General features: G+C 60.0%; 2 protein-coding genes. Both read left to right on the forward strand.

What is annotated here, in order from left to right:
• Nucleotides 1-77 precede the first annotated feature (77 nt).
• The gene (gene smpB / locus B9Y90_RS20095) at nucleotides 78-560 is read left to right on the forward strand and encodes an SsrA-binding protein SmpB (RefSeq protein ID WP_085542304.1); all 483 of its coding nucleotides are present in this window, start codon (nucleotides 78-80) and stop codon (nucleotides 558-560) included.
• 787 nt (nucleotides 561-1,347) lie between these two features.
• Entirely contained in the window at nucleotides 1,348-13,917 is a 12,570-nt protein-coding gene (locus B9Y90_RS20100; RefSeq protein ID WP_085542305.1) for a BapA/Bap/LapF family large adhesin, read from the forward strand.
• The last annotated feature ends 61 nt before the right edge of the window (nucleotides 13,918-13,978 follow it).

Below are 13,978 nucleotides of genomic sequence, written 5' to 3' on the forward strand. Positions count from 1 at the left end.
GCTAAGATAAGCGCTTCCTCCTCGCACAGGCTGCGGGGTGTCTTTGAACTCCTGGATTACATATACTGAGCAGCACTATGACTAAGAAAAAAGCACACAAACCAGGCTCAGCCACCATTGCGCTAAACAAGCGTGCCCGCCACGAATACTTTATCGAAGATGAGATTGAAGCGGGTCTCGCGCTGCAGGGCTGGGAAGTAAAATCATTACGCGCCGGGAAGGCGAACATCGGCGACAGCTACGTTATCTTTAAAGATGGCGAAGCCTATTTGTTTGGCGCCAACTTCACCCCGCTGACCGTCGCCTCCAGCCACGTCGTCTGCGATCCTACCCGCACCCGTAAGCTGCTACTGAACAAGCGCGAGCTGGACAATCTGTTCGGCAGCGTCAGCCGCGACGGCTACACCGTTATCGCCCTGTCCCTCTACTGGAAGAACGCCTGGTGCAAGGTGAAAATCGGCGTGGCGAAAGGGAAGAAGCAGCATGATAAGCGTACCGATGCGAAGGATCGCGAATGGGCGGTAGATAAAGCCCGTATCATGAAAAACGCGGGTCGTTAAGGCTACTCTCGCAATTGCTCTCTCCACTGGCTCTTCGTTTGAAGAGCCAGCATAAAAAAATCACACGCATTTTTAATTATCAGCTATTATTTTGCGGTCAGAAAACAGTACCCTTGAATTAATTAAGCAACACTAAACAATATATGCTATTTCTCTTCAGTATCACCTCTCTCACTGAAAAAAACACACTCAAAAATATATAATATTTTCTGCCTGGCCTTCTTTTTTATATCCCTCACAAAATAGGCAATTGCTTCCAAATTTTTCTGCTTTACAAAAGAAAACGCCCTACTAAAAAAGGTATACCTCTCCGCTCAGACATAAGTTCCATCAGACCTAAAACCTCATATTAGCCAGGACAATGTTACATCCCTGCTAAAACTTATCCTAAATATTTCAGGATGATAAGACTACTCGTAGCCGAGCGGCAGTCAGTCTGTTGGCTTCAGTCATTTTAGTGAGCCCGCTTCGCTCACTGATACTTTAGAGTGACTTACATAATGTTAAATATGGCTTAAGTTGCGCTTTCATTTTTTCCTGTCTATATCATCAATAGTCTCTATTTAATAAACGACGAGCCTATGACCCTGAGAATTAACTAATTTTGATTCCGCACCGGAAACGCCCTGTTTATTAATCATCACTGTCATCAATTTTTTGATACAGGCCTTTTTTCGCCTATTAATGACGAAGGGCCTCTGACACTTAAATATTTTGCTTTCGGTAATAAACACATTACGCCGGGCAACTGACTACCACCACGTTCATCGCGAATGGAGTGATAACAATGCGTTCAATTTCAATTATCTCTAAATTAACCGGCGTAAAAAATAACGTTGAAGCCTCTGAAATCACCTTAAAAGGTCCCTCAATTGTCGAGCTGAAAATTGAACGCGCAGAGATCGCCAGCTACACGCGTTCAGGCCAGGACCTGGTCATCAAACTCCATTCCGGCGAAACCATTACCATCAAAAACTACTACGCCTTTGCCGATCAGGGTGGCAACCAACTCGTCCTGGAAGGCCATGACGGCGTCCTGTGGTGGGTTCAGGATCCAGGCACCGCAGTTCACTATGAGCAAATTGCCAATATTGACGCGATCATGGCCGCCACCGGCGCACATGCCGAAGGTGGCGCGGTCTGGCCGTGGGTGTTGGGTGGCCTGGCGGTTGCCGCAGGCGGCGCCATTGCGGCCGCCTCTAGCGGCGGCGGCGGGCATTCCGACAGCGGGAGCAACCCGGGGAACCCCGGCCGCCCTGACGTAACGCCTCCTCCGGCACCTACGGGTCTGGCCATCTCAGCAGACGGGAAAACCATTACCGGTAACGCCGAGGCGGGCAGTACGGTAACCATCAAAGACGCTAACGGGAACGTCGTCGGCACCGGCATCGCCGGCAGCGACGGCAATTTCACCGTGACGTTAACTTCCCCGCAAGTTAACGGGGGCACCCTGACCGCCACCGCGACAGATCCGTCCGGCAACACCGGGCCAGGAACCAACATCACTGCCCCCAATATTCCGTTACCTGATGAGCCACACATAACTAACATCGTCAATGACACCCCGGGCACCGGCGGAAACATTAATAACAACGCTTCAACCAACGACAATACCCCGACCCTGAACGGTACCGGCCAGGCCGGATCGACGGTTCATATTTATGATAACGGGGTGCAGATTGGCACCGTTGTGGTCGGTGCCAACGGCACCTGGAGCTTCACTCCCGGCAGTCCTCTGCCTGACGGATCTCATGCGTTCACTGTTAACGCGACGAACGAAAGGGGCGAAAGCACCACCTCCCCGGTTTACACCGTCACGATTGATACTGTTCCCCCTTCAGCAGCGACCGGCCTGGCCGTTAGCCCGGATGGGGAAATCGTCACCGGCCATGCCGAAGCGGGTAGCACCATCACCATTAAAGATCCGAACGGCACGGTCGTCGGGTCAGGTACTGCCGATAACAATGGCAACATCAGCATCACCCTGACCACACCGCAGGTAGACGGCGAAACACTGACCGTCGTCGTCACCGATCCGGCGGGCAACAACAGCCCACCAGCCAGCGTAATCGCTCCGGACGTGCTACCGCCGGTATTGCCGGTGATTACCGCCGTCATTGACGACGTGGCTCCTGTCACGGGTAACGTGGGGAACGGCCAGTCAACCAACGACAAAACGCCAACCCTGCAGGGTACCGGGCAAGCCGGGGACACGATTCATATCTATGCCAACGGGGATGAAATCGGTACCACCAAAGTCGGCCTGGACGGCACCTGGAGCTTTACGCCGACCACACCGCTGGTGGATAACGCCTACATTTTCACTGCCATGGCTTCTAACGTCCGGGGAGACAGCGGCACGTCAGTCAGCTATACCGTGACTGTAGATACTACCGCGCCTGCCGACCCGACCGGCCTGCTGGTCAGCGCGAATGGCGAGACACTAACAGGCACGGCAGAACATGGCAGCACAATCACCATTAAAGATGCCAACGGGAACGTGGTTGGAACCGGCACCGCCGATCCTGTGACCGGGGCCTTCACTATTACCCTGACCACACCGCAGCTCGACGGCGGCCAGCTCAGCGTCACGGCCACCGACGCGGCAGGCAACGTCAGCCAGCCGGGAGAAGCCATCGCACCGTTCTTCCCGCTGCCGACCATCCCTGTGATTACCACCATCATTGATGACGTTCCGCCTGTCGTTGGCACCGTCCCAAACAACCAGCCAACCAATGACCAGACCCCAACCCTGCAGGGGACAGGCGTGGTCGGCGAGACGATTCATATCTTTGATAATGGCGTAGAGATCGGCACCACCATCGTGCTCGTGGGGGGGATATGGACCTTTACCCCTGTCGCCAATCTGCCCGACGGGCCGCATAGCTTCACCGCCACGGCCTCGAATATTCGTGGCGACAGCGGGAGCTCCACGTCCTATACCGTTATTGTCGATACCGTGGCGAATCCGCCGGTGCTCGAACAGATCCTCGACACGGTCGGCTCTATCACCGGCCCTGTCGGCAACAACGGCGTGACCGATGATAAAAAACCGGTCTTCAGCGGCACCGGGGAAGCAGGCAGTACGTTAACTATCTTTGATAATGGCTTACCCATTGGTCAGGTCACCGTGGGTAACGACGGTAAATGGAGCTTTACCCCGGCTCTCGATCTGATTGATGGCCCGCACACCATTACCCTGCAGCAGACCGACCCTGCGGGCAACGTCAGTACGATCGCCACAGGCCCAACCTTCACCGTCGATACCATTCCGCCGCTTCCCGTCGTCGTTGACGCCGTGAGCCAGGACGGGACGACCGTAACCGGTACGGGGGAAATTGGTGCGACGGTCACGATCACCACCACGGGTGGCGTAGTGTTAGGCACGGCGCAGATCGATGGCAGCGGCAACTTCACCGTCACCCTGACGCCTGCGCAAACTCATGGCGAAGACCTTCTCGCTAAGGTTAACGATGCGGCTGGCAACAAAGGCCTGGATACGCCATTCGAAGCCTCAAACTCCGGCTTCCCACCCGCTCCGGTTCTGGTTTCCGTGATTGACGATGTCGGCACTATCAAGGGGCCATTGGCGAATGGTCAATCCACGGATGATAACCGCCCAACGCTGAGCGGCACCGCCGAAGTCGGAGCAATTAACGTCACTATTTATGATAATAACGTGTTGATTGGTACCGCTCCTGTCAACCCTGACGGCAGCTGGACATTTACGCCAGTACTGCCCCTGTTAGAAGGCCCACATTCCTTCACCGTAACCACAACGAATAGCAACGGTACTGGCGGCGCGTCCGCCCCGTTCAGCGTTGTGGTCGATACTGTTCCTCCGGGTCTGCCAACCGCTCTGACAGTTTCCGACGACGGGACTACGCTCAGCGGAACGGCAGAAGCCAACAGCAAGGTCACCATCACTAACGCCGGCGGCACCGTGCTCGGCACGGCCACGGCGGACGGGACCGGCCACTTCAGCGTGACCCTGACCCCGCCTCAGCTTAACGGGGAGATCTTAACCGCCAAAGCCACCGACGCCGCCGGTAACACTGGCCCTGGCGCTCCAATACCTGCCCCGGATCACACGCCACCGAATGCCCCAACCGGGCTGGCCGTCAGCGCTGATGGCCTGCATGTGACCGGTACCGCCGAACCGAACAGTACCGTCACCGTCTGGGACGGTAATGGCAATGTGGTTGGCACAGGCGTTGCCAGTGGCACTGGCGCATTTGATATTTCCCCGCTCACGCCACCGCAGCTCAACGGCCAGACGCTGATGGTTACCGCGACGGACGCCGCGAACAACACCAGTACGCCTGCCGCCGTCATTGCCCAGGATCATACGCCGCCTGCGCTGCCGACCAACCTCACCTTCAATGAAGACGGCTCAGTACTGACCGGTAAAGCCGAGGCTGGCAGCACGGTGAAAGTGACCGACGCGCTGGGCAATCCGTTAGGTCAGGCCGTTGCGGGACCGGACGGCAGCTTTAGCATCACCCTGACAACCCCGCAGGCGAACGGCCAACTGGTGGAAGTGAACGCCACGGACGCCGCCGGGAATATCGGCCCGAATGCGCCAGTCACTGCCCCTGATATCACCCCGCCGAATATGCCTGTCATCGGCTCGGTGGTCGACAACGTGCCGGAACATACCGGTAATCTGAACAACGGGGATCTGACCAACGACGATAAACCGACGATCTCCGGCACGGCTGAAGCTAACGCAACCGTCAAGATCTACGACAACGGGACGCTGATCGGCACGGTTAGCGCCAACGGCAGCGGAGCCTGGACCTTTACGCCGACCACCTCTCTTGGCCAGGGCCTGCATAGCCTGACGGTGACCGCCACCGATGCCGCCGGGAACGTCAGCGAGCCAAGCGCCGCCTTTGCCATCAACGTAGACTCCATCGCGCCTGCCACCCCGACGATTACCCAGGTGCTGGACGATGTGGGCACCGTTACCGGGCCGGTCGGCAATAACGGCGCAACCAACGACCCGACGCCAACCCTGAGCGGCAGCGGCGAACCGGGGTCGACCATCACGGTTTACGATGGCCTGAACGTCCTGGGGAACGCCACCGTTAACGACAACGGGACCTGGACATTTACGCCAATCACGCCGCTTCTGGATGGGCCTCATGCCTTTACCGTCACGGCTTCGGATGCCGCCGGGAACGTCACGGCGCACTCCCCGGCGTGGAACATTGAGCTGATCACCACCCTGCCAACCGCACCGACGATCGGCGAAATAGTGGATAACGTTAACCCGGATACTGGCCCAATATTGCCTGGCGGTTCCACCAACGACCCTCAACCCGTTATCAACGGGACAGCAGGCGCTAATGCCGTCGTCAAAATATACGATGGCACAACGCTTATCGGTACCGTCACGGCGGACGGCACGGGCGCATGGACATTCCAGCCAACGCAACCGCTGAGTGAAGGCTCACATACCCTGAATGTTTACGTGACGGATGCGGCCGGAAACACCAGTTCTGCAGCCGTACAGATTGTGATTATCGACACCGCGCCTCCGGGAGCCCCTTCCATTGACGGCGCCCTGGGCAACGTCGCCGGCTTACCAGTAACGCTGGTTAACGGTGGCAGCACCCAAAGCACCGAGCCGGTGCTCTCCGGTAAGGGGGAAGTGGGGGCCACCATCAAGCTGTACGCTGACGGCGGCACCACGCCGATTGGCAGCGCAGTTGTCGATGCCGACGGCAACTGGAGCATCACCCCAACTTCTCCTCTGGGGAGCGGGATGCACGTCTTCACGACCACGGCAACGGACGCGGCGGGTAACGTCGGCGTTCCTTCTGCCGAATTTACGCTGTCGGTTTACGCGACGCCACCGGCCACACCTTCAGCCCCTACGGTGACCGATAATGTGCCTCCGGTGGTCGGTTCCGTCGCCCCTGGCGGCAGTACCAATGACACCACGCCAACCTTCAGCGGGACAGGCATCGCGGGTTCCACCATCAACGTTTACAACAACGGGAATGACCTGATCGGCACCACCACCGTGCGTTCCGACGGCACCTGGAGCGTGACGCCGTCAACGCCGTTTACCGAAACGACCTATAACATTACCGTCCAGGTGACCGATCCGGCGGGCAACATCAGTCTGCCATCTGCGCCGATCGCCATCACCGTAGACACCACACCGCCGGCGGCGCCGACTATCGGTACCGTGGATGACGGCGTGGGTCCGGTGATCGGGCCTATCACCAACGGCATTACCGATGACACGAAGCCGGTATTCCACGGCACCGGTGAAATCGGCGCGACCGTCACGCTTTATAACGGCACCACGGCGATAGGCTCTGCAGTGGTAGATGGCTCAGGTAACTGGACCATTACGCCGAACACCGCGCTGAACAACGGCGTGAATACCATCACCGCTGAACAAACCGATAAAGCCGGTAACGTCAGCGGGCCATCCACCGATTATGTACTGACCGTCGATACCGTGCCGCTCACCGCGCCGGTCGTCGTGGAAATCATTGATAACGTTGGCCCGATTCAGACCCCTCTGGCGAACGGCAGCTTCACCGATGACACGACGCCAACCTTTACCGGCACCGGTAAAGTCGGCAGTACAATCACGCTGTACGACACCAATGGCACGACGATTCTGGGTACCGGGGTCGTGGCCGCCAATGGCACATGGAGTATCACTACTTCCGTGCTGCCGGAAGGCGCACACAGCATTACCATCAAAGCGGTGGATGACGTCGGTAACAGCGTGGGGCCTTCTGCGCCAATTGTGATTAACGTGGATACCACTCCGCCACCGAACCCAGTGGTACTGCCGATCACTGACCCGACCGGTACATTAGTCACAGGTACCGCCGAACCGGGGGCAACGGTCATCATCAAAGACGCCAGCGGGAACGTGCTGGGTACCGCCGTGGCTATCCCCATTTTGGGCACCTGGACCGTGACGCTTTCTCCGGCGCAAACCACTGGCGCCCAGTTGACGGCTATTGCACAGGATCCTGCCGGGAACCAAAGCGCGGGCGTGAACTTTAACGCCACAACGTCCATCCTGCCGCACCCGCCAACCATCGATCTGGTAGACGATAACGTGGGCGCGATAACCGGTAACGTCGGCAACGGAAAAACAACCGATGATACTTTGCCAACCCTGAGCGGGTCTGGCGGAGCCGTCGGCGGAGTCGTACATATTTATATTGATGGACTGTTGTTCACCTCCGTACCGGTCGGCGCCGGCGGCACATGGACGTACCAGCTCACTACACCGCTGCTTCAGGGGACACATACCTTCGCGGTCAGCCAGACCGCCGGTCTTCAGACCAGCGGCCTGTCTCCGCTCTACACCATCATTGTCGACACCACACCACCCGCCCAGCCGGTGATTGTCTCCGTGGTAGATGATGTGGTGGGCGGCGTAGTCGGGCCGTTAACCAATGGCCAGGCCACGAACGATCCAACGCCAACCCTGAGCGGCACGGCGGAAGCTGGCAGCACGGTGAACATTCTCGATAACGGCACCATCATCGGTACCGTCACCGCCAACGCCCTTGGGGTCTGGACCTTTACGCCGGGCACTGACCTTGGCGAGGGCTCGCATACCCTGACCGTCACGGCGACAGACGCCGCCGGTAACGTCAGCCAGCCATCCACCGGCTTTGTGGTGAACGTCGATACGCTGGCCCCGGCTGCCCCGCTGGTCGTCTCCGTCACCAACGACATCACTTCCCAGCCGATAACATCCGGCCAGCCGACTAACGACAACACGCCGACCTTCAGCGGCACCGCCGAGGCGGGGACCACGCTGACCTTCAAGGACGGGAATGTGGTAATCGGCACCGTCACGGTACCGGTGGGCGGGAACTGGAGCTTTACCCCGACGCTTCCGCTGCTGGATGGCAGCCATAACATCACCGTGACCGCCACGGATGCGGCAGGCAACGTCAGCGGCCCAAGCGCAGGGTTCAACGTGGTGGTCGATACCGTGCCGCCGATAGTGCCTGTCATTCTTTCGGTCATTGACGACCAGACTCAGCCTGGCACGAATCTGCCGCTGATCAACGGCCAGTTGACCAAGGACACGCAGCCAACCCTGAGCGGCACAGCGGAAGCCAATGCCACCATCACGGTGAAAGACGGCAATAACGTGCTGGGGACCACCCAGGCAAATGCGCTGGGGGTCTGGACATTTACCCCGAGCACGCCGCTGGGCCAGGGCACACATACCCTGAATGTCACGGCGACCGATGCCGCAGGGAACGTCAGTAACGCGGCCTCGTTTGGCGTGAATATTGACTCCGTCGCACCGAACCCGCCGGTGATCGTCACCGTGCTGGACAACACCGCCCCGGTACTGGGGCCAATCACCAACGGCCAGGCCACCAACGAAACCCGCCCTTCCCTGAGCGGGACGGCGGAAGCCAACGCCATCATCAAGGTTTACAGTGACGGCAACCTGATTGGCACCACCGTAGCCAACGGTTCCGGCGCGTGGACCCTGACGCCGCTGGCCCCACTCGGCAACGGTTCGCATACCTTCACCGTCACTGCGACCGACGCCGCCGGCAACGTCAGTAATCCGTCTAACGGCTTCTCATTGACCGTTGACACCATTGCGCCGAACGCCCCGGTCATCAGTAACGTGGCGGATGCCGTGGGTCCTATCACCGGCAACCTGGCGAACGGCCAGGTCACGGATGATAGTCGCCCGGTGCTCACCGGGACTGCTGAAGGCAATGCCACCATCAATGTCTACGACAACGGCGTGCTGCTTGGCTCCGTTCAGGCAGATGCGGGCGGGGCCTGGAGCTTCAGGCCTGGCACCGCGCTGATTAACGGCGGCCATGCGTTGACCGTGACCGCGACGGATGCCGCGGGTAACGTCAGCCTGCCGTCGACACCGTTTAACGTGGTGGTGGATACCATTGCGCCTACCCAGCCGATTGTGGTTCAGGCCTTAGATGACGTGGGCCCGGTGCAGGGTCCGCTGGTCAGCGGTTCAACCACCGACGATACACAACCCGCACTTAGCGGCACGGCAGAAGCCAACTCGACCATTAAGATTTACGATAATGGCAACCTGATTGGCACCGTCACCGCCAGCGCACTGGGTGCATGGAGCTTTACGCCTGCCGCCGCATTGCCTGCGGGTCAGCACGTGTTCACCGTGACGGCGACCGATGCCGCAGGCAACACCAGCACCGCATCAGCCGACTTTACCCTGAACATCGTCAGCGGCGTGTCGAATACGCCGGTGTTGGTCTCGGTGGTGGACAGTGTCGCTGGCGGCACCGTTGGCCCGCTGACCAACGGCCAGGCGACGAACGACCCGCGTCCGACGCTGAACGGGACGGCGGATGCCAACAGCACCATCAAGATTTACGATGGCGGCAACCTGATTGGCACCGTGACCGCCAACCTGCTCGGCGTCTGGGTCTTTACGCCTCCGGGCCTGCTGGCTAACGGTTCGCACACCTTTACCATTACCGCCACCAACGGGGCAGGCGTGGTCAGTAGCCCAACCGCCGGCTTTACCATCGTGGTGGATACCGTGGCGCCGAACCAGCCGGTGATTACCTCTGTGGTGGATGATGTCGGCCCAATTACTGGCCCGGTGGGCAACAACCAGCCGACGGACGACACTCGCCCTACCCTGAACGGGACCGCCGAAGCCAACGCCACGATCAATATCTTTGATAATGGCGTGCTGCTGGGCACCACCACGGCAAACGGCAGCGGCGTCTGGACCTTTACGCCAACGCTGCCGCTGCTCCAGGGTAACCATTCGTTTACCGTGACGGCAACGGATGCGGCCGGGAACGTGAGTACCGCGTCTGTGCCTGCCGGGATCGTGGTCGATACCGTGCCGCCGCTGGCGCCAACCGGCCTGACGGTCAACGCCACCGGGACCGTGGTCACCGGCCTGGCTGAAGCCAACAGCACCGTGACCATTACCTCGGCCACAGGCACGGTGCTGGGGACAGCGAAAGCGGACGGGAGCGGTAACTTCTCTATTACGCTCTCGCCTGCGCAGACCAGCGCTCAGCCGCTGCTGGCCTTCGCGCAGGATGCCGCCGGGAACATTGGCGTCTCCGCGAGCTTCACCGCACCGTTTACCGGCGTGCCGGGGCTGCCGGTGATTACCAGCATCGTGGACGATGTCCTGCCGAAAACCGGCATCGTCGGCAACGGCCAGAGCACCAACGATACCCGACCGACGATCAACGGCACCGCTGAAGCCAACGCCACCGTCAAGATCTACGACAACGGGGCGCTGCTGGGAACGGTCACCGCCAACGCGAGCGGCGTCTGGACGTTTACTCCGACCGGCGCGCTGGGTGACGGCGTGCACGCCTTTACCGCCACGGCCACCAACGCCAACGGAACGGGCGGCGCCTCTCTGCCAACCTCGGTGATTGTCGATACCATCCCACCACTGATCCCAACCGGGGTTATCAGCGCCGACGGCTCAACGATCACTGGCGTCGCGGAAGCGAACAGCACCGTGACCATTACGCTGCCGGGCGGGATCACCGTCACCGGCACGGCGAATGCGTCCGGCGCGTTCAGCATCACGCTGCCGACTCGCCAGATTGAAGGGCAGTCGCTGTCGATATCTGCCGCGGATGCGGCCGGGAACGTCTCACCATCGCTGTCGATTACTGCCCCTGTTCTGCCTCTGGCGGCGAGCAGTAACGTGGTCGATCTGGCACTAACCAGCAATGCGGACATCACCACCGCCCACTACAGCGGCTACGGCACCCTGCTGATTGGTGCGCTGGGGAGCGTGGGTTCGGTGCTGGGCAGCAATACCGCCCAGGTCGGTTTCACCATCGGTAGCGGGGCAACCGGGCATATCACCATCAACGCTGCCGCGACCGGCGTGGTGCTGTCGCTGCTGAATACGCTGGAAATCGCCATCCAGAAATATGACGCAGCCACCAACTCGTGGACAACGGTTGTCGATTCGTCGCTGCCACAGTTCCTGAACCTGCTGACCCTGGGGGCAACGGGCGTGACCCTGAACCTTGACGGGCTGGGCGAAGGGCAATACCGCGTCCTCGGCTACAACACCAGCCTGTTGGCCGTCGGGGCAACAACGAACCTGGCGGTGACCGTCGAGGAAACCGGCCCTGGCGTCGTCAGCGGTACCACCACCTCGAACGGGAACGTGATCACCGATCCGGGTCCTGGCGGCGCAGTAGATAACGCCCCGGCGGGTACCATAGTCACTGCGGTCAAGGATGCCAGCGGCGTCAGCCATGCCGTCGGCGCAGGCGGCCTGGATATTCAGGGTAAATACGGCATCCTGCATATCAACCAGGACGGCAGCTATACCTACACCTTAACCAACACCTCGGCGGCGGTACTGGGCCGGACGGAGAACTTTACCTACACCATTACCCACAATGGCGTCAGCGACTCTGCACAGCTGGTTGTCACCCTGGGCAACGGCGCCCCGGCCAGCACGGTCACCGCCACGGATAACACCGGATCGCTGACCTTTGGCACCGATGTGGCCGCCGTTGACCACGGGGCTTCGCAGCAAACGGGGCTGTCTGTACTCAGCGTGGGTCTGGGGAACGTGGTTAACCTCAACCTGCTGGCGAACATGAGCAACCCGATCCTGTTTGACGTCGCGGACGGTTCGACGCGCACCATGACGCTGCAGGCGAGCGTCGGCGGGGTGGCACTGCTCTCCACGTTTGACCTGTACATCTACAAGTTCAACGCGGCCACTCAGCAGTACGAGCAGTTCCAGGTGCAGAAAACCTGGCTGACCGCCCCGCTGTTAGGCGGCTCGTCGGGCCAGCTGACCGTCACCCTCGGCGGCGGGGACTACCTGTTCCTGCTGATGAACGCGAGCGGTGTCTCGCTGCTGACCAGCTACACGCTGAATATCCTCCAGGATCACACCTACGCGGTCGACAGCCTGGCGGCGACCACTACCGGGAACGTGATGCAGGACGATATCGCGCCGGCAGGCAGCCTGCTGACGGCGGTGAACGGCGTGGCGGTCTCGGCAACCGGCACCACCACCATCAACGGCAAGTTCGGGACGCTGACCATTGATGCCCACGGCAACTACACCTATACGCTGAAAGCCGGCCAGGGGGCCGACGGCATCAACACGCCAGACAGCTTCGTGTACACCGTCACCGCGCCAAACGGCGATACCGGTACCGCGTCGCTGAACATCACCGCCACGCCGCATGCCGTGGATGCCGTGAACGACGTCAGCGCGATTATGGCTATCACGTCGACGCAGAACACCGCGGCTTATGCCAGCGCCAACGTCGGTTCAGCCTCCTGGAACACCGCGCTGCTGGCCTCTACCCACGGCAACGGCAGCGGTACCTTTACCATCGCCGATAACACCGTGCTGAGCGGCGCCAATATTGTGTTCAAAGTGGCGTCCGGTCTGGTACTGGGTGGGCTGTCCGTCAGCTGGACGCTGAGCGACGGCCAGGGCCACACCTACACCGGCACCTTTAGCGGCAGCGCCCTGCTGGGCGGCACGGCGACCGTGCCAGTCACGGATCTGCATTCAGGGACCTGGACGCTGAGCTACGTGGGGAACATGGGGCCATTAGGGCTGGGCTCGATCACCATCACGCCAACGGTCACCGGGACGTCGAACCTGCTGGATAGCTTCACGGCCCAAAGCACCATCGTACACGGCAACCTGTACGACGGCACCGACTCCGCCGGCGCGGCTGACCAGCTGGGCAGCGTCCACACGCTCATGACCATCACCGGCGCCAACGGCAGTACAGCCACGCTGAACCCGATGTCCAACAGCGACGCCGTCGCGACGATTCAGGGGCAGTACGGCACGCTGAAAATTGGTATCGGCGGCGACTACACCTACACCCTGAATGCCGGCGTGAAACCTGGAACAATCACCAACAAAGAGGTCTTTACCTACACCCTGAACGATCAGAACGGGCATTCAGACTCCGCCACGCTGACCATCAACATGAACCCGCAGATCGTCAGTACCGCCTACGGGGACATCATCAACGGTTCTTCGGCCTACGCCGATACGCTGGTGTACCACGTCCTTGCCGGCGGGGCGAACGACGGCACGGGCGGCAACGGGTCGGACGTCTGGAAGAACTTCTCGCTCGCCCAGGGCGACCAGATCAACATCCACGACCTGTTGGTCGGCTGGAACGGGCAGACCTCAACGCTGGGTAACTACCTGAGCGTGGCTACCGTCGGCAACAACACGGTCATCTCCATCGACCGGGACGGCACCGCCGGCGCATTCCACTCAACCACTCTTGTCACTTTGGAGAACGTGCACACCACACTCGATGAGCTGATCCAGAACAACCACATTGTTGCCTGATAGTAGTTGCGATAAATCCCCGGGCGCACAGACGCCCGGGGAATAAGACAAAACGCAGTGC

The organism is Cedecea sp. NFIX57 (genome assembly GCF_900177785.1).
Taxonomy (GTDB): Bacteria; Pseudomonadota; Gammaproteobacteria; order Enterobacterales; family Enterobacteriaceae; genus Cedecea; species Cedecea neteri_C.